The following is an 18619-nucleotide window of genomic DNA, read 5'->3' on the forward strand; positions in this document are numbered from 1 at the left end:
TCGCTTGAGCCGTCGACACAGCCCCGTCGACGGCGAGTCGTGACGACGAGTGGAGCTGATGTGAGCACCAGTATTGATTCGTTCGGCGCCAAGGGGACGCTGCAGGTCGGAGAGAACTCGTACGAGATCTTCCGCCTGTCGTCGGTCCCCGGCACCGAGAAACTCCCCTATTCCCTCAAGGTCCTCGCCGAGAACCTGCTGCGCACCGAAGACGGCGCGAACATCACCGCCGACCACATCCGCGCGATCGCGGACTGGGATCCGTCGGCCGAGCCGAGCGTCGAGATCCAGTTCACGCCCGCCCGCGTGGTGATGCAGGACTTCACCGGCGTTCCCTGCATCGTCGACCTCGCGACGATGCGCGAGGCCGTCACCGCTCTCGGTGGCGACCCGAACAAGGTCAACCCGCTCTCCCCTGCCGACATGGTCATCGACCACTCGGTCATCCTCGACGTCTTCGGCCAGGCCGATGCGCTCGAGCGCAACGTCGACCTCGAATACCAGCGCAACGGCGAGCGTTACCAGTTCCTGCGTTGGGGCCAGGGCGCGTTCGACGATTTCAAGGTCGTCCCCCCGGGTATGGGCATCGTGCACCAGGTCAACATCGAGTACCTGGCACCGACCGTCATGTCCCGTAACGGACAGGCGTACCCCGACACCTGCGTCGGCACCGATTCGCACACCACCATGGTCAACGGCCTCGGCGTGCTCGGCTGGGGCGTCGGCGGCATCGAGGCCGAGGCCGCGATGCTCGGCCAGCCCGTCTCCATGCTCATCCCCCGGGTCGTCGGCTTCAAGCTCTCCGGCGAGATCAAGCCTGGAGTCACCGCAACCGACGTCGTGCTGACTGCCACCGACATGCTGCGCAAGCACGGCGTCGTCGGTAAGTTCGTGGAGTTCTACGGCGAGGGTGTCGCCGAGGTTCCGCTCGCGAACCGCGCAACCTTGGGCAACATGAGCCCCGAGTTCGGTTCCACCGCGGCAATCTTCCCGATCGACAGCGAAACGATCGACTACCTGCGGCTCACCGGCCGCAGCGACGAGCAGCTCGCACTGGTCGAGGCGTACGCCAAGGAACAGGGCCTGTGGCACAACCCCGACCAGGAGCCCGTCTTCTCCGAGTACATCGAGCTCGATCTGGGAACCGTTGTTCCCTCTATCGCAGGCCCGAAGCGCCCGCAGGACCGAATCCTGTTGTCGGAGTCCAAGACCGCATTCCGCAAGGACATCCACAACTATGTGGAAGAGCACTTCCCGGCGGAGCACACCCAGCTCGACGAAGCCGTCGAAGAATCCTTCCCCGCCTCCGATCCGGCTGCACTGTCCTTCGCTGACGACGGAGCCGTTGACGTTCTGTCTGCTGCCAACGGCGCGGAAGGCCGTCCGAGCAAGCCGGTGGTCGTCAAGTCCGACGCCGGCGAGTTCGTGCTCGATCACGGCGCCGTCGTCGTTGCCGGCATCACGTCCTGCACCAACACGTCCAACCCGTCGGTCATGCTCGGTGCCGCACTTCTTGCACGCAATGCTGTCGAGAAGGGCCTGACCACCAAGCCGTGGGTCAAGACCAATATGGCGCCCGGTTCGCAGGTTGTCACCGACTACTACGAGAAGGCCGGCCTGTGGCCGTACCTCGAGAAGCTCGGCTACTACCTCGGCGGCTACGGCTGCACCACCTGCATCGGTAACACCGGACCACTGCCCGAAGCGGTCTCCAAGGCGATCAACGACAACGACCTGTCGGTCACCGCAGTGCTCTCGGGCAACCGCAACTTCGAGGGACGCATCTCCCCCGACGTCAAGATGAACTACCTGGCGTCCCCGCCGCTGGTGATTGCCTACGGTCTAGCCGGAACCATGGACTTCGACTTCGAAACCGATTCGCTCGGCAACGACACCGAGGGCAACCCGGTCTTCCTCGAGGACATCTGGCCGTCCACGCAGGAAATCGAAGAGACGATCAAGACGGCGATCAGCCAGGACATGTTCCGCAAGTCCTATGCGACGATCTTCGCCGGCGACAGCCGTTGGCAGAACCTCTCGACTCCTGAAGGTGACACCTTCGAGTGGGACCAGAACTCGACCTATGTCCGTAAGGCTCCGTACTTCGACGGCATGACGATGGATCCGGCCCCGGTTGCCGACATCTCGGGTGCACGCGTGCTCGCGCTGCTCGGCGACTCGGTCACCACCGACCACATCAGCCCGGCCGGCCCGATCAAGCCCGGCACCCCGGCCGCGCAGTACCTGGACGCCAACGGTGTCGAGCGCAAGGACTACAACTCCCTGGGCTCGCGTCGCGGTAACCACGAGGTGATGATCCGCGGCACGTTCGCGAACATCCGTCTGAAGAACCAGCTCCTCGACGACGTCTCGGGTGGTTACACCCGCGACTTCACACAGGAAGGCGCTCCACAGGCGTTCATCTACGACGCGTCGCAGAACTACCAGGCTGCCGGCATTCCGCTGGTCGTCTTGGGCGGCAAGGAGTACGGCTCGGGTTCGTCGCGTGACTGGGCGGCCAAGGGCACCAGCCTGCTCGGCGTCAAGGCCGTCATCGTCGAGTCGTTCGAGCGCATCCACCGCTCGAACCTCATCGGTATGGGCGTTGTGCCGCTGCAGTTCCCGAAGGGCGAGTCGGCCGGTTCGCTCGGCCTGACCGGCACCGAGGTCTTCGACATCGAGGGCATCGCCGAGCTCAACAACGGCGTCACCCCGAAGACCGTGAAGGTCACTGCCACCAAGGAGAACGGCGAGAAGGTCGAGTTCGACGCGGTCGTCCGCATCGACACGCCCGGCGAAGCCGACTACTACCGCAACGGCGGCATCCTGCAGTACGTGCTGCGGAACATGATCCGAAGCTGATCGGATTCGTGACCGCCACGGTCACACCGGTGCGACAGCGGCGGGCCCGGGACACCTCTCGTCCTGGGCCCGCCGTGCACCACCGACCGTCCTGTTTCCCGCTGTGGTTCCTATTTCCGGAAGGATGTGGGTGGTAGTGCCCAAGGTCAGTGAGGATCACCTCGCCGCGCGGCGCAGCCAGATCCTCGACGGTGCACGGCGCTGCTTCGCCGACTTCGGCTACGACGGAGCGACCGTACGACGCCTCGAGATCGCCACCGGCCTCTCTCGCGGCGCAATCTTCCACCACTTCAAAGACAAGGACGGGCTGTTCCTCGCGCTCGCGCAAGAAGACGCCGAACGCATGGCAGATGTCGCCAGCAACGAGGGCCTCGTCCAGGTCATGCGCGACATGCTCTCCAGCCCCGAGCAGTTCAACTGGCTCGGAACCCGACTGGAGATCACGCGCAGACTTCGCACCGATCCCGAGTTCGCGAAGGCGTGGACCCAGCACTCGGCCGAATTGACCGAGGCCACGGTCGGACGTCTCGAGCGTCAGCGTGAGGCCGGGAAACTCCGCGACGACGTGCCCACCGAGGTCCTCGTCGCGTATCTCGATCTGGTCCTCGACGGGCTCATCGCGCGACTTGCATCAGGCCATGCAGAAGACGAACTCGGCCGGGTCCTCGATCTCGTCGAGGAGTCGGTACGCCGCCGCGACTGACCACACTCAGCGCCGGACGCGTGGAAGAGTTCTCAACCACTGCTGGTGCTCGCCGGCGCCGCACGCCGACGGTTCGGGCCGCCGCGACCGCGCAGACGCACCTGCGACTCCACCAGCACGTTGTGCACGAAACCGTATGATCGCCCGGTTTCCTGCGCCAGCGTCCTGATGCTCGCGCCCGCCTCGTAGCGACGCTTGAGTTCGGCCTGTAACCGGTCTCTGGACTCCCCGGTCACTCTGGCTCCCTTCGCATACGAAGGCTGCCCAGTGTCAGGATTACGTGCCATCGAATCCTCCCGTCGCCTCGCCGAAGGTCCCATCACCCAGGCTAGTTCACGCAGGCAGCGCCCGGAGCGGATCGCGCAACGCCGACCGGATCGAAGGAAGAATCTGCGGAGCCGGGAGCATATGCACCCGGGCCGCGGTGGTCACGCCAGCTGGATCAGCTCGAGGTAGTCCTGTGACCAGTGGTCCTCGGTGCCATCCGGCAGCATGATGACCCGCTCCGGATTCAGCGCCTCGGCAGCGCCCGGATCGTGCGTGACCAGAACCACGGCGCCTTCGTAGCTGCGCAGTGCATCGAGCACCTGCTCGCGCGAGATCGGATCGAGGTTGTTGGTCGGTTCGTCGAGCAGCAGTACATTCGCCGCGGACGACACCAGACCGGCGAGCGCCAGACGGGTCTTCTCACCACCGGACAGCGTGCCGGCCGGCTGATCGAGCTGCGGGCCGGTGAACATGAACGCACCGAGCAGACCGCGCAGGTCCTGTTCGCCGGCGTCGGGCGCCGCGTGCCGGATATTCTCCCACACCGTTGCCGCGTCGTCGATCGTGTCGTGCTCCTGCGCGAAATAGCCCACTTTGAGACCGTGACCGGGCTCGAGTTCGCCGAGATCAGGGGTCTCGACACCCGCCAGCAGGCGCAGCAGCGTCGTCTTGCCGGCACCGTTGAGTCCGAGGATCACGACGCGGCTCCCACGGTCGATGGCCAGATCGACACCGGTGAAGATCTCGAGCGATCCGTACACCTTGGTCAATTCCTTCGCCATGAGCGGTGTCTTGCCGCAGGCCGCGGGCGTGGGGAACCGGATCTTGGCGACCCGGTCGGCCACTCGGACGTCGTCGAGATCGTTGAGTAGTTTCTCGGCGCGCTTGGCCATGTTCTGCGCCGCGGTGGCCTTCGTCGCCTTGGCACCGAGCTTCGCTGCCTGCTTCTGCAGGGCCGAGGCCTTCTTCTCCGCATTGGCGCGTTCACGTCGGCGGCGCGCCTCGTCGGTCGCGCGGGCATCGAGGTACTTCTTCCACCCCATGTTGTAGATGTCGGCCTCGCCGCGCACGGCGTCGAGGAACCACACCTTGTTGACCACGTCGGCGAGAAGGTCGACGTCGTGGCTGATGACCACGAGGCCACCCTCGTGGTTCTGCAGGAAACCACGCAGCCAGGTGATCGAGTCGGCGTCGAGGTGGTTGGTGGGCTCGTCGAGCAGGAGTGTGGTGTCCGACTTGCCGCCGGATCCGTCGGATGCGGCGAATAGGATCCGGGCCAGTTCGACGCGGCGACGCTGACCACCGGACAGGGTGTGCAATGCCTGGCCGAGCACGCGGTCGGGTAGGCCGAGACTGTGACAGATCCGGGAGGCCTCGGACTCCGCGACGTACCCGCCTAGCGTCGAGAACCGTTCCTCGAGGGAGCCGTACTTACGCACAGCGCGGTCGCGGACCTTGTCGTCGACTGCTTCGGCCATCAACGCCTGCTGCTTCTCCATGCTGCGGAGAATCTCGTCGAGCCCTCGCGCGGAGAGCACCCTGTCCTTGGCGAGGACGTCGAGGTTGCCCTCTTTCGGGTCCTGCGGGAGGTATCCGAGGTCACCCGAGCGGATCACGGTGCCCGCATACGGTTCGCCCTCCCCCGCGAGGATCCGCAGAGTCGTCGTCTTCCCGGCACCGTTGCGCCCGACCAGACCGATCCGGTCACCCGCCTGGATGCGCAGCGCTGATCCCGGTGAGGAGAGCAGCGTCCGCGCGCCGGCGCGGACTTCCAGGTCGGTGGCGGTGATCACGCGTAAAGCTCCTCGATGGGTGAAAGTGGTGTGTGGGTCATCATGCCGGACACGCGGCACACGAACCATTGATTTTACCGCGCCACGTGCCGTTTCACGAGGTGAGATGCGCTACGTCTACGCGCGAGCGGATTAGTGTGACCCCATGATCACCGCGAGTACCGAATGAGGGCCGCACGGACCGCGGATGTCCTGGTCGCGGGCCTGGGACCGTCCGGACGCGCGCTGGCCGCGCGCTGCGCGCAGGCCGGTCTGACGGTGCGGGCCGTCGACCCGTCACCGCACCGGGTGTGGACCGCAACCTACGGCGCATGGGCGGACGAATTGCCGTCGTGGCTACCGGAGAGTGTCCTCGCGGCCCGGGTCGAGTCCCCGGGTGCGTGGACCACCCGTCCCCATGTCCTCGACCGTCCCTATGCCGTGCTGGACACCGCGGCGTTGCAGCGGTCGCTGTCGCTCGAATCGGTGACCGTGACCCAGGCCCGTGTCCGTTCGGTCGGTCCCGGTGAGGTGGTCCTCGACGACGGTCAGCGATTGCGCGCCTCACACGTCTTCGATGCCCGCGGGGTGCCGGTCTCATCCGAATCCGCACAGCAGACGGCGTTCGGTGTGGTGACCGACGCAGACACCGCGGCGCCGGCCCTCGAGGATCGTTCGGCGTGGTTCATGGACTGGCGGCGCGACAACGGAACCACCGAGACCGACCCACCGTCGTTCCTGTATGCGGTGCCCTTGGACGACGAACGAGTTCTTCTCGAAGAGACGTGCCTGGTAGGACGACCCGCGCTCCCTCTCGCCGAGCTGCAGCGCAGGCTCGCGACACGACTGTCCGCACGCGGCGTCGAGGTCGCTGCCACGGCACCCGTGGAGCGGGTTCGGTTCTCGGTGGAGGGCGGTCCGCGACGGCACGACGGTGTGCTCGGGTTCGGTGCCTGCGGCGGTCTGATGCACCCGGCGACGGGTTATGCAGTCGCTGCGGCGCTCGCCGCCGCGGATCCGCTGGCGTCGGCGATCCGGTCGGGATCTGATCCCTACCGGCTGCTGTGGCCGAGGTCGGCGCGCGCTGTGGCGACGTTTCGGACCATCGGGCTGCGGGTGCTGCTCGGCCTGCGCCCGACGGAGGTCCCCGAGTTCTTCGCCGCGTTCTTCGACCTGCCGATCGCGCGGCAACGCGCCTACCTGTCGGGAAGGACCGACGTCGTGGGAACCCTCGACGGGATGCGCCGGGTGTTCGGCGCCGCACCTTCGGGTGTGCGGTGGTCGATCCTGCGGAGGATCCGGTGAAGCCGAGCGCCCCGGGCCCGGGTCGATCATGATGGAACCATGCGATCGATCTGGAAAGGTGCCATCGCGTTCGGGCTCGTGAACGTGCCCGTGAAGGTGTACTCGGCCACAGAAAGCCACGACATCAGATTTCACCAGGTCCATGCCGCCGACGGCGGCCGGATCAAGTACCAGCGTGTGTGTAGTGAATGCGGTGAGATCATCCCGTTCCAGGACATCGACAAGGCCTACGAATCCGACGAGGGCGTGCGTGTCGTACTCACCGACGACGATTTCGAGAAGCTACCCGCCGCCGAGAAACATGAGATACCGGTCCTACAGTTCGTTCCCACCGAGCAAATCGATCCGATCCTGTTCGAGAAGACCTACTATCTCGAGCCGGATTCTGCGTCCCCGAAAGCCTATGCACTGCTCGCGGCGACACTCGAACGTAGTGATCGGACCGCGCTCGTGCATTTCACGCTGCGTCAACGCACGCGGCTCGCGGCCTTGCGGACCACCGACGGGGTCCTCGTCCTGCAAGCCCTGTTGTGGCCGGACGAGGTGCGTGCCGCCGAATTCGGTGCGCTCGACGATGTGGCGGCTCCGACCGACAAGGAACTCGCGATGGCCGAGACCCTTGTCGAATCGATGTCCGACGACTTCGACCCCACCGAGTTCACCGACGAATACCAGCTGGAACTACGCGCGCTGCTCGACGACGCGATCGAGCGCGGAGGCGAGAAGGTTTTCCAGGTCGCCGAGGCCTCGACCGAAGGTGAGGACGCCGAGGTTCTCGACCTGGTGGCCGCACTGCAACGCAGCGTCAAGGCTGCAGGTGGGAAACAGGACACCGACGAGCAGGACACCGACACGAAGAAGTCCGGGACGACGAAGACCGGGCGGAAGGCACCGGCAAGAAAGACTGCTGCAAAGAAGGCGACACCGAAAAAGACGCAGGCGTCCGAGAGCACTGCGAAGAAGAGCACTGGACGCAAACGCGCATAGGCGGAAAAGACCTCCGCGGTCGGTGCCGATCAGCCGTCGTGAACCTCGATCGAGTCGCCGAGACGCCCGAGAAGTTCGTTGAGTCGACGGATGTCCGTGCTGTCCCAGTCCGACAATCGCGTGCGCCACTGCTCGGTGTGCACCGATTCGAGTTCGCTGAGCCGTTGCCGGCACGCCGGGGTCAGCGCCAGGAGGCGCGCACGCGCGTCGTTCGGGTCGGGTGTCCGCTCGACCAGACCGAGCCGCACCGTGCTGTCGATCCGGCGGGTGAGAGTGGATTTCTCGATGCCGAGGTCTGCATGCAGATCGGCCATTGCCACGGCGTCGGCGCGGCGCAGCATCATCAGCATCGGATAACAGACCGGATCGAGTTTAGGATGCACCGCTGCGGCCCGATCGCGGATCAGACCGCGGACGCGGCGCCACAGGACCACCAGGCCCTGTTCGAGTCCGACGACCGGATCGAGCCCAGAGACCGAATCGGCGGCCGCCGCCGGCCCCGAGGCCGCCGTCGAATCCGCCGATTCGGAGGTATCCGTGCTGGTCACACCGTGAAACCGAGCGCGCGCAGCTGCTCACGCCCGTCGTCGGTGATCTTGTCGGGGCCCCACGGCGGCATCCACACCCAGTTGATACGCAGGTCATCGCACAGTCCGCTGCGCACCAGGGCACCGCGAGCCTGATCTTCGATCACATCGGTGAGCGGGCATGCGGCCGAGGTCAGCGTCATGTCGACGGTGACGGCCTCGTCCGATTCGGAAATTCCGTAGACGAGCCCGAGGTCGACGACGTTGATCCCCAGTTCGGGGTCGACCACATCGCGCATTGCTTCCTCGAGTTCGTCGAGACGCACGGGATCCAGCGGCGGTGCCGTATCGGCAACCAAGGCCGCGCCGGCCTCGTCGGTGGTCTGCTCGGTGTCGCCGACAGCGGTGTCGGGGGCGGGTTCGGTCATCGGTTCAGTCCTCCGCTCGAAACGGTTTCGTCGCTCGTGCTGTCGGCGATCTGCACGACCGCATCTTTGAATGCCATCCAGCCCAGCAACGCGCACTTGACCCGCGCTGGGTACTTCGAGACGCCGGCGAAAGCGATGCCGTCGCCGAGTACGTCCTCGTCACCTTCGACTGTGCCGCGGCTACCGACCATCTCCGCGAAACTTGCGACGGTGGCCAGTGCCTCCTCGACGGGCATGCCGATCACCTGGTCGGTCAGGACCGATGTCGCCGCCTGGCTGATGGAGCAGCCCTGCCCGTCGTAGGAGACGTCGGCGACGACACCCTCGTCGAGGTGTACCCGCAGGGTCACCTCGTCGCCGCAGGTCGGGTTGACGTGGTGCACTTCCGCACCGTAAGGATCGCGCAGGCCCCGGTGATGGGGATGCTTGTAGTGGTCCAGGATCACTTCCTGGTACATCTGTTCCATTCGCATCAGCCACGCACCCCGAAGAAGGCCTGAGCACGACGGATCGCGGCGCCGAGCGCGGTGACCTCGTCGAGCGTGTTGTACACCGCGAACGACGCGCGCGCGGTGGCGGCGACCCCGAACCGACGGTGCAGCGGCCACGCGCAATGGTGTCCGACGCGAATTTCCACCCCCTCGTCGTCGAGGATCTGCCCCAGGTCATGAGCATGAATACCGTCGACGACGAACGACACCGCACCACCGCGTTGTTCCGGGGTGGTCGGGCCGATGATGCGCAGCCCCTCGATGCCACCGAGTTCGGTCAGGGCGGCAGCGGTCAGTTCGTGTTCGTGTGCGGCGACGGCGTCCATGCCGATGTCCTGCAGATAACGCACGGCGGCACCGAGACCGACGGCCTGCGACGACATCGGGGAGCCGGCTTCGAATCGTTGCGGCGGCGCCGCGAACGACGTGGAGTCCATGGTCACGGTTTCGATCATCGATCCGCCCGTGATGAACGGCGGCACCTCGCCGAGGAGGGCACGGCGCCCGTACAGGACCCCGACCCCGGACGGGCCGAACATCTTGTGTCCGGAGAACGCGGCGAAGTCGACACCGAGTTCACGGAAATCCACCGCCATGTGCGGAACCGACTGGCATGCGTCGAGCACCACCAGCGCCCCGACCGCCTTCGCGCGGCGGACGATCTCCTCGACCGGGGCGACCGCACCGGTCACATTGGACTGGTGGGTGAACGCCACGACCTTGACCGCGTCGGTGAGCTCGCCATCGGTCGGCGCCTGCGATCCACCGCCGTACAACCGCGTCAGGTCGATGCGGCCGTCGTCGGTGACCCCGTACCAGCGCAGGGTCGCGCCCGTGCGCTCGGCCAGTTCCTGCCACGGCACCAGGTTGGCGTGGTGCTCGAGTTCGGTGATCACGATCTCGTCGCCGGGTCCGAGTCGGTGTGCAAACCGGGCGTCGGCGAATGCGTAGGTGACGAGGTTGAGCGACTCGGTGGCGTTCTTGGTGAAGACCACCTCATCGGGATCGACCCCGACGAACGAGGCGATGACGGCGCGTGCGCCTTCATATGCGTCGGTCGCTTCCTCGGACAACGCGTGCGCACCGCGATGCACCGCGGCATTACGCGTGAGAACGAAGTCGCGTTCGGCGTCGAGCACCTGCACGGGACGCTGCGAGGTGGCCCCCGAATCGAGGTAGACCAGCGGCTTGTCGTCACGCACCGTGCGCGCGAGGATCGGGAAGTCCTCCCGTATCCGGGTGACGTCGAATGTCCGCACCGGCACCGTCATAGGGTCACGCTCCCTGGATGTCTGCCGTCGCTGCAGCGGCGGTGAAGCGTTCGTAGCCGTTCGCTTCGAGTTCGTCGGCGAGCTCGGGGCCACCGGACTCGACGATGCGGCCACCGACGAACACGTGCACGTGTTCCGGCTTGATGTAGCGCAGGATGCGCGTGTAGTGGGTGATCAGCAGAACACCGCCGTGCTCGCGTTCGCGGTAGTTGTTGACGCCTTCGGAAACCACGCGGAGTGCGTCGACGTCGAGTCCCGAGTCGGTTTCGTCGAGGATCGCGATCTGCGGCTTGAGCAAACCGAGCTGCAGGATCTCGTGGCGCTTCTTCTCACCACCGGAGAAACCCTCGTTCACACTGCGCTCCCCGAAGGAGGGGTCGATGTCGAGTTCGCTCATCGCCTCCTTGACCTCCTTGACCCAGTGGCGCAGCTTGGGAGCTTCACCGCGGCTGGCGGTGGCGGCGGTGCGCAGGAAGTTCGACATCGACACACCCGGCACCTCGATGGGGTACTGCATGGCGAGGAACAGTCCGGCGCGGGCCCGCTCGTCCACACTCATCTCGAGGACGTTCTCGCCGTTGAGGGTGATCGAGCCCGAGGTGACCTCGTACTTCGGGTGTCCGGCGATCGCGTACGACAGCGTGGACTTGCCGGAGCCGTTCGGGCCCATGATCGCGTGGGTCTCGCCGGAGCGGACTGTGAGGTTCACGCCGTTGAGAATGTCGATCGGCTCTGCGTTCGCGTCGGTCTGCGCGACGCGCGCGTGCAGGTCTTTGATCTCGAGGACGTTCTGGGGGCTGGACATCGGTCTACTGATTCCTTCGAAAGTCAATGGGAGTAACGGCGGGGCGGGGCGTCAGACGCCGACCGCAGCAAGTTCGGCCTCGACTGCGGCCTCGAGCCGTTCGCGAACCTCGGGCACGGTGATCTTCTCGAGCAGCTCATGGAAGAAGCCACGCACGACGAGCCGTCGGGCCTGGTCCTCCGGAATACCGCGGGCCCGCAGGTAGAACAGCTGCTCGTCGTCGAAGCGGCCGGTCGCGGAGGCGTGGCCGGCGCCGACGATCTCGCCGGTCTCGATCTCGAGGTTCGGCACCGAGTCCGCGCGCGCACCGTCGGTGAGCACGAGGTTGCGGTTGAGCTCGAAGGTGTCGGTGCCCTCGGCCTCGGCCCGGATGAGCACGTCGCCGATCCACACGGTGCGCGCATCGGGTTTGCCCGAATCCGGGTCGCCCTGGAGGGCACCCTTGTACACCACGTTCGACTTGCAGTGCGGCTGCGAGTGGTCGACGAGCAGCCGCTGCTCGAGATGCTGTCCGTCGTCGGCGAAGTACAGGCCGAGAAGTTCGGCGTCGCCTCCGGGGCCGTCGTACTTGGCGGTGGCGGAGATGCGCACCAGGTCGCCGCCGAGCCCGACGGTGAAGTGCCGCAGCACGGCGTCACGCCCGAGGCGGACATGGTGCGCCGCGACATGCACGGCGTCATCGGCCCAGTCCTGGATCGCGACGATCCGCAGCTGCGCGCTGTCGCCGAGAACGAACTCGACGTTCTCCGCGTAGGTGCCGCTGCCCTTCTGATCGAGCACGACAGTGGCCTGCGCGAACGCGCCGAGTCGGATCTGCAGGTGCCCGAAGGCCACGTGGTCTTCACCCGGGCCGGTCACCGTGATAGTGACGGGTTCGGCGACCTCGGCCTCGCGACCCACGGTGACGACGGTTGCCGCCTCGAACGACGAGTACGCCTGCGCGGCGACCCGGTCGAACGGCACGCCTCCCTGGCCCAATCGGGTGTCGCCGCGGCCGACCGTCTCGACCTGCACACCCTCGACATCACTGACCTCGATGGTGGCGGTGCCGTCGGCGATAGCGGTGCCGTCGTGCAGTCCACGCAGTCGACGCAGCGGCGTGAACCGCCACGCCTCGTCACGTCCGCCGGGGATCTCGAAAGCGTTCACGTCGAACGACGTGAACACTTCTCCCTTGTTGACGGCCGGTGCGCGGTTTTCACCGCGGACGGCGTCCTGGACGCCGTTGCGGGCAACCGGTTCGCCGGCGGTACTGACAGCCGGCTCGCCGGCGGTGGGAATGTTCTTTGCTTCCGCAGTCATTTAGCCGACTGCCCCTTCCATCTGCAGTTCGATGAGCCGGTTGAGCTCGAGTGCGTACTCCATCGGCAGTTCCTTGGCAATGGGCTCGACGAAGCCGCGCACGATCATCGCCATCGCCTCGTCCTCGTTCAGTCCGCGGCTCATCAGGTAGAACAGCTGATCGTCGCTGACCTTGGAGACGGTGGCCTCGTGGCCCATCGTCACGTCGTCCTCGCGGATGTCGACGTACGGGTAGGTGTCGGAGCGGCTGATCTGGTCGACAAGCAACGCGTCGCACTTGACGGTCGACTTCGACCCGTACGCGCCCTTGTTGACCTGCACGAGACCGCGGTACGACGCGCGACCGCCTGCACGTGCAACGGACTTCGACACGATCGTCGAGGAGGTGTGCGGCGCCAGGTGCAGCATCTTGGCACCGGTGTCCTGGTGCTGGCCCTCGCCGGCGAACGCGACCGAGAGCACCTCACCGCGGGCGTGTTCGCCCATCATCCACACAGCGGGGTACTTCATCGTCACCTTGGAACCGATGTTGCCGTCGATCCATTCCATCGAGCCACCCGCCTCGACCTTGGTGCGCTTGGTCACCAGGTTGTAGACGTTGTTCGACCAGTTCTGGATCGTCGTGTAGCGGCAGTGGCCGCCCTTCTTGACGATGATCTCGACGACCGCGGAGTGCAGCGAGTCCGACTTGTAGATCGGTGCAGTGCAGCCCTCGACGTAGTGCACGGACGCATCCTCGTCGACGATGATCAGAGTGCGCTCGAACTGACCCATATTCTCGGTGTTGATCCGGAAGTAGGCCTGCAGCGGGATGTCGACGTGGACACCCGGCGGGACATAGATGAATGAGCCACCCGACCACACCGCGGTGTTGAGCGCTGAGAACTTGTTGTCGCCGGCCGGGATCACCGTGCCGAAGTACTCGCGGAACAACTCGGGATGCTCGCGCAGACCCGAATCGGTGTCGAGGAATATCACGCCCTGCGCCTCGAGGTCCTCACGAATCTGGTGGTAGACCACCTCGGACTCGTACTGCGCGGCGACACCCGACACGAGACGCTGCTTCTCCGCCTCCGGGATACCGAGCTTGTCGTAGGTGTTCTTGATGTCGTCGGGCAGGTCGTCCCAGCTCGCGGCCTGCTTCTCCGTGGAACGCACGAAGTACTTGATGTTGTCGAAGTCGATCCCGTCGAGATTCGAACCCCACACCGGCATCGGCTTCTTGTCGAAGGTGCGCAGTGCCTTGAGGCGGATATCGAGCATCCACTCGGGCTCGTCCTTCTTCGAGGAGATGTCGCGCACGACGTCCTCGGACAGGCCGCGCTGCGCCACTGCGCCGGCAGCGTCGGAGTCCGACCAGCCGTATTCGTAGTGGCCGAGAGACTCGATGGCCTCTTCCTGCGTCAGCGGTGTACCGGCGCCGGATTTCTGGTCCGATGTGACGGTCATGCGGGCTCCTTCCGGAGTGGGGTGGTCGTCGGCGCGGGCTGTACCGACGGACGAACTTCGGGCTGTCTGGTGCTTCTGATGTCTGGCGGTTCTCGGAAGGTCACGGGCTCGGCGGCTCCTTGGCCGGGAGAACCGGTACGTGGGTCGTGCAGAACGCGTCTCCATTGGCGATCGTCGCGAGACGCTGCACGTGGCTTCCGAGCAGCTGCACGAATGCGTCCTGTTCCGCCTCGCACAGTTCGGGGAACTCCTCCGCGACGTGGGAGACCGGGCAGTGGTGCTGGCAGATCTGCACGCCGGTACCGACCCGGCGTGTCGACGCCGCGAATCCCGCCGCGCTGAAGGCCTCGGCGATCTCGTCGGCGACCGTGTCGATCTCGTCGTCCGATCGGACAGGTTCGATACCGCCCACGATGGACTGGACCCGACGGCGCGCGAAGTCCTCGATCGCTGCGGAGCCGCCGAGTTCCCGCAGGTGACGCATCGCCGCGCCGGCGAGATCGTCGTACGAGTGTCCGAGCCGGGCGCGACCGACGGAGGTGAGCTGGAAGCGCCGGGCAGGTCGGCCGCGGCCGCGTGTCTTCGCGCGGGGCGGGACGACGGATTGGGCCTCACCCGACCCGATGAGGGCATCGAGGTGACGGCGCACGCCCGCTGCGCTCAGACCGAGCCGCTCGCCGATGTCGGTTGCGGTGATCGGTCCGTTCTCGACCAGAAGCTGTACGACCGCTGCACGGGTCTGACCTTCCTGGTGCTCGCGTCCGGTCGCTGGACGCGCAGCACCCACGGCAGGTGTATGACCTGCGCGTTCTGCATGCTCCACGAGCTCCGACGGGCTTTTCACAACACCAGTGTGACGGAATTCAGGACGACGGTCCACCAAGGGTGCCCTTCCTCACCGTGGGAACACACGCCACACCGGACAGATCCGGGCGGTCTCCGGACGCCCGTTACGCTTCCTGGGTGCCGTCGACTTCACCCGAACCCGATTCACCCTCGGATCACACGTCCGACGGAACCGGCGTCGGTACCCGCGCGCTCACGCTTGCTCGGCGCGCCCTCGGCGTCGACGGCCGCGGCGCACGACTCGATGTGGCCACCGTCCTGCACGGCAACGAGGCAGAAGGGCGCGGGCTCGATACCACCGAGACCGTACAACTGCACCGCATCCGACTGTTCGGTGCGACCGGCGCCGTCCTCATGGCCGTCGGCGCGCTCGGGGCCGGTGCGCAACCGGTGCTGCAGAACCCCGTGCAGGGCGTCCGCGCGCTCGGACTCGCCGCCCGGATGCCCAGCGCCGCACTGACCCTGACCATGACGGGGACCGTCCTCGTCGTCCTCGCGTGGCTCCTGCTCGGGCGTTTCGCGATCGGCCGCCGCGACCCCGACGGACAACCTCGCCGCCTGACCCGGTCACAACTCGACCGCACACTGCTGTTGTGGATCCTTCCGCTGATCGTCGCGCCCCCGATGTTCAGCAAGGACGTGTACTCGTATCTTGCGCAGAGCGAGATCGCCGCACGCGGCATGGACCCGTACGGAATCGGCCCGGCCGGTGCACTCGGCGTCGATCACGTCCTGACCCGAACTGTGCCGAACATCTGGCGCGACACCCCCGCTCCGTACGGACCCGCCTTCATCTGGCTCGGTGAAAAGGTCACGCTCCTCACCGGCGAGAACATCGTCGCCGGCATCTTCGTACACCGGTTGTTCGCCCTGCTCGGCGTCGCGTTGATCGTGTGGGCCCTGCCGCGTCTCGCGCGGCGGTGCGGTGTGGCTCCGGTGAGCGCCCTGTGGCTGGGCGCCGCGAACCCGCTGCTGCTGTTCCACCTCGTGGCGGGTATCCACAACGAGGCGTTGATGCTCGGGCTCATGCTGGCCGGTGTCGAACTGGCGCTGCGCGGGGTCTACCGCGACACGGACGGGACGCCACGGTGGCAGGTCGCCGCGTGGCTTGCGGCAGGCACGTCCGTGATCGCGTTGTCGTCGATGATCAAGGTGCCGTCGCTACTCGCGCTCGGCTTCGTCGGCATGGCCCTGGCCCGCAGATGGGGCGGATCGGTGCGCTCGGTGCTCACGGCGGCGGCAGCGCTCGGTGTCGTCGCGCTGGCGGTGATCGCCATGATCAGCTGGGGCAGCGACCTCGGACTGGGTTGGACACACACCCTGGGTACCGCTACCGAGGTTCGCAGCTGGATGTCGATCCCGACCTTGCTCGGAGTGGGCACCGGCCTGGCCGGAGTCCTACTCGGCCTCGGTGATCACACCACCGCGGTGTTGTCCATCACACGACCGATCGCCGCGCTGGTGGCGGCGTTCGTCACCGTGCGAATGCTGCTGGGCGTCCTGACCGGGCGTCTGCATCCCGTCGGCGCACTGGGTGTCTCGCTCGGCGCGATCGTGCTGCTGTTCCCGGTGGTCCAACCGTGGTATCTGCTGTGGGCGGTGATTCCGTTGGCAGCATGGGCGACCCGGCCGATCTTCCGCGTCCCGACGATCGTGTTCTCGTCGGTGGTCAGCGTGATCTTGATGCCCAACGGGGGCGAATACCAGCCGTTCATCATCGTGCAGGCGGCCATCGCCACGATCGTGGTCGCCGGTCTCCTGATCATCGCGACCCGCAATCTGCTGCCGTGGCGCGGTGAGGATCACGCACCAGCGCGCCCCACAGAAAACGTCGACGCCTACGCTGGAAACCCGTGACCTCGATATCTGCCGCAGGTGCGGCTCCCGCTGTGCGCCTCGACGGCGTCGTCAAGAAATTCGGGGGTGTGACCGCGGTCGACGGACTCGACCTGACAGTCGAACCCGCTCAGGTACTCGCTCTGCTCGGCCCCAACGGTGCCGGTAAGACCACCACGGTGGAAATGTGCGAAGGGTTCGTCACCCCCGACGCGGGCACGGTCCGCGTTCTCGGACTCGACCCGATCACCCAGTCCGACCTCCTGCGGCCACGGATCGGGGTCATGTTGCAGGGCGGCGGCGCCTATCCGGGTTCCAAGGCCGGGGAGATGCTCGATCTGGTGGCGGCCTACTCCGCCGACCCACTCGATCCGAATTGGCTGTTGCAGCGCCTCGGACTCGAGGACTCCCGCCGCACTCCGTACCGGCGACTCTCCGGTGGGCAGCAGCAGCGCCTCGCGTTGGCGTGCGCGCTCGTCGGTCGCCCGGAACTGGTGTTCCTCGACGAACCCACCGCCGGCTTGGACGCCCAGGCCCGGCTGCTGGTGTGGGAACTGATCGACGCCCTGCGCCGCGACGGTGTGGGCGTGTTGCTCACCACTCATCTGATGAACGAAGCCGAAGAACTTGCCGACGAGATCGTCATCATCGATCACGGCAAGGTCGTCGCCTCGGGGACCCCCGAGGAGGTCACCCGGATCGGCGCGGAGGGCCAGCTGTGGCTGTCGGCGCCACCCGACCTCGACCTCGCCGCGTTGCGCGCTTCCCTGGCAGACCCTTACCGGGTGCGCGAGGCGCTGCCCGGTCGTTATCTCGTCGAAGGCGATATCGATCCGTCCGTGGTCGCCGCGGCGGCCACGTGGTGCGCCGAGCAAGGTGCGCTCGCCACCGAGATCCGCGTCGACCAGCGCAGCCTCGAGGACGTGTTCCTCGAACTCACAGGACGGGAACTGAGAGGTTGAGTGTGACGCCCCGCGACCGTCTGGTCGACAACCGATTCACCCCTGGCACCTTCACGCCGGATCCACGCCCCAACGCGCCCACGAAGATGCTCGTGGCACAGACTCGGATGGAACTGACTCTCCTGCTGCGCAACGGTGAGCAGCTTCTGCTGACGATGTTCATCCCGATCACCTTGTTGGTCGGACTCACTCTCCTGCCGATCGGCGACCTCGGCGACCCCCGCGTCGAGCGGGTCCTGCCCGCAGTCATGATGGTCGCGGTGATGTCCACCGCGTTCACCGGACAGGCGATCGCCGTGGGATTCGATCGCAGATACGGTGCACTGAAAAGGCTCGGCGCGACCGCCCTCCCCAAATGGGGAATCATCGCAGGTAAGAGCACTGCGGTCGGGATCGTAGTGGTGATGCAATCAATTCTCCTGGGCGGTATCGGACTCGCGCTCGGCTGGCGCCCGAGCGTGATCGGGTTGGTCATCGGAGCGGTGGTCATCGCGCTGGGAACGGTGATGTTCGCGACCCTCGGCCTGCTGCTCGGTGGCACGATGCGCGCCGAGATCGTGCTGGCGCTCGCGAACATCGTGTGGTTCGTGTTGCTGGGCATCGGCAGTGTCGTGCTCCTCGACGACGTGATCCCCGAGGCACTCGTACACGTGGTCCGGTTGGTGCCGTCGGGATCCTTGACGTTGGCGCTCGACTCCGCGATCGCCGGAGGGGTCGATTGGCTCTCGATCGTGGTGATGGCGGTTTGGGCGCTGATCGGTGGCGCGGCTGCCGCCCGCTGGTTCCGGTTCACCTGACCCAAGAGA

17 protein-coding genes are annotated in these 18619 nt (G+C 66.3%); 7 read left to right on the forward strand and 10 right to left on the reverse strand.

Going from position 1 to position 18619, the window contains the following annotated elements; translation table 11 throughout:
* Positions 1-60: 60 nt before the first annotated feature.
* Both acnA and EV641_RS00265 read left to right on the forward strand, forming a co-directional pair.
* Positions 61-2862, forward strand: coding sequence for an aconitate hydratase AcnA (gene acnA, locus EV641_RS00260; protein WP_132469994.1), 2802 nt, complete (start codon positions 61-63; stop codon positions 2860-2862).
* 136 nt (positions 2863-2998) lie between these two features.
* The gene (locus EV641_RS00265) at positions 2999-3565 is read left to right on the forward strand and encodes a TetR/AcrR family transcriptional regulator (RefSeq protein WP_054716759.1); all 567 of its coding nucleotides are present in this window, start codon (positions 2999-3001) and stop codon (positions 3563-3565) included.
* Positions 3566-3597: 32 nt separating this feature from the next.
* Here the strand turns inward: EV641_RS00265 and EV641_RS00270 are convergent, their stop codons facing one another.
* Together EV641_RS00270 and EV641_RS00275 are read right to left on the reverse strand one after the other, a co-directional pair.
* On the reverse strand, positions 3598-3852 hold the full coding sequence (locus EV641_RS00270; protein WP_054716749.1) for a helix-turn-helix domain-containing protein: 255 nt from the start codon (positions 3850-3852) through the stop codon (positions 3598-3600).
* 141 nt (positions 3853-3993) lie between these two features.
* Positions 3994-5625 (reverse strand): ABC-F family ATP-binding cassette domain-containing protein, encoded by a 1632-nt coding sequence (locus EV641_RS00275; RefSeq protein WP_132469996.1) that lies wholly within the window; start codon positions 5623-5625, stop codon positions 3994-3996.
* 165 nt (positions 5626-5790) lie between these two features.
* Here EV641_RS00275 and EV641_RS00280 point away from each other — a divergent pair, with 165 nt between their 5' ends.
* Together EV641_RS00280 and EV641_RS00285 are read left to right on the forward strand one after the other, a co-directional pair.
* On the forward strand, positions 5791-6909 hold the full coding sequence (locus EV641_RS00280) for a lycopene cyclase family protein (RefSeq protein ID WP_132469997.1): 1119 nt from the start codon (positions 5791-5793) through the stop codon (positions 6907-6909).
* Positions 6910-6948: 39 nt separating this feature from the next.
* A complete protein-coding gene (locus EV641_RS00285) occupies positions 6949-7896 on the forward strand; it encodes a Ku protein (protein WP_132469999.1) in 948 nt (315 codons plus the stop codon).
* Between the two features lie 29 nt (positions 7897-7925).
* On the opposite strand, the gene EV641_RS00290 is transcribed toward EV641_RS00285, so the two are convergent.
* From EV641_RS00290 to EV641_RS00325, 8 genes are all read right to left on the reverse strand, one after another.
* Complete coding sequence (locus EV641_RS00290) at positions 7926-8444, reverse strand: MarR family winged helix-turn-helix transcriptional regulator (protein ID WP_132470001.1); 519 nt, start codon at positions 8442-8444, stop codon at positions 7926-7928.
* The gene (locus EV641_RS00295; RefSeq protein WP_132470003.1) at positions 8441-8851 is read right to left on the reverse strand and encodes a metal-sulfur cluster assembly factor; all 411 of its coding nucleotides are present in this window, start codon (positions 8849-8851) and stop codon (positions 8441-8443) included. Before EV641_RS00295 ends, EV641_RS00290 begins: the two co-directional genes overlap by 4 nt.
* Entirely contained in the window at positions 8848-9324 is a 477-nt protein-coding gene (gene sufU, locus EV641_RS00300) for a Fe-S cluster assembly sulfur transfer protein SufU (RefSeq protein WP_054716508.1), read from the reverse strand. Before sufU ends, EV641_RS00295 begins: the two co-directional genes overlap by 4 nt.
* A complete protein-coding gene (locus EV641_RS00305) occupies positions 9324-10613 on the reverse strand; it encodes a cysteine desulfurase (RefSeq protein WP_132470005.1) in 1290 nt (429 codons plus the stop codon). Before EV641_RS00305 ends, sufU begins: the two co-directional genes overlap by 1 nt.
* Positions 10614-10617: 4 nt before the next feature.
* Positions 10618-11418, reverse strand: a complete 801-nt coding sequence (sufC, locus tag EV641_RS00310; RefSeq protein WP_132470007.1) for a Fe-S cluster assembly ATPase SufC — start codon at positions 11416-11418, stop codon at positions 10618-10620.
* 51 nt (positions 11419-11469) lie between these two features.
* Positions 11470-12720, reverse strand: a complete 1251-nt coding sequence (sufD, locus tag EV641_RS00315; protein WP_132470009.1) for a Fe-S cluster assembly protein SufD — start codon at positions 12718-12720, stop codon at positions 11470-11472.
* Positions 12721-14169, reverse strand: a complete 1449-nt coding sequence (sufB, locus tag EV641_RS00320; protein WP_054716511.1) for a Fe-S cluster assembly protein SufB — start codon at positions 14167-14169, stop codon at positions 12721-12723. It abuts the gene before it with no gap.
* 100 nt (positions 14170-14269) lie between these two features.
* On the reverse strand, positions 14270-15049 hold the full coding sequence (locus tag EV641_RS00325) for a metalloregulator ArsR/SmtB family transcription factor (RefSeq protein WP_132470011.1): 780 nt from the start codon (positions 15047-15049) through the stop codon (positions 14270-14272).
* A gap of 83 nt (positions 15050-15132) precedes the next feature.
* On the opposite strand from EV641_RS00325, the gene mptB reads away from it, so the two are divergent.
* The 3 genes from mptB to EV641_RS00340 are packed head-to-tail and all read left to right on the forward strand — an operon-like array spanning position 15133 to position 18610.
* The gene (gene mptB / locus EV641_RS00330; protein ID WP_132470013.1) at positions 15133-16872 is read left to right on the forward strand and encodes a polyprenol phosphomannose-dependent alpha 1,6 mannosyltransferase MptB; all 1740 of its coding nucleotides are present in this window, start codon (positions 15133-15135) and stop codon (positions 16870-16872) included.
* Positions 16869-17813 carry an ABC transporter ATP-binding protein gene (locus EV641_RS00335; RefSeq protein ID WP_132470015.1) on the forward strand — a complete coding sequence of 315 codons (945 nt, stop codon included), beginning with the start codon at positions 16869-16871 and terminating at the stop codon, positions 17811-17813. The genes mptB and EV641_RS00335 overlap by 4 nt, the downstream gene beginning before the upstream one ends.
* Complete coding sequence (locus EV641_RS00340; RefSeq protein WP_132470017.1) at positions 17810-18610, forward strand: ABC transporter permease; 801 nt, start codon at positions 17810-17812, stop codon at positions 18608-18610. The genes EV641_RS00335 and EV641_RS00340 overlap by 4 nt, the downstream gene beginning before the upstream one ends.
* The last annotated feature ends 9 nt before the right edge of the window (positions 18611-18619 follow it).

Source organism: Rhodococcus sp. SMB37, assembly GCF_004345605.1.
Taxonomy (GTDB): Bacteria; Actinomycetota; Actinomycetes; order Mycobacteriales; family Mycobacteriaceae; genus Rhodococcus.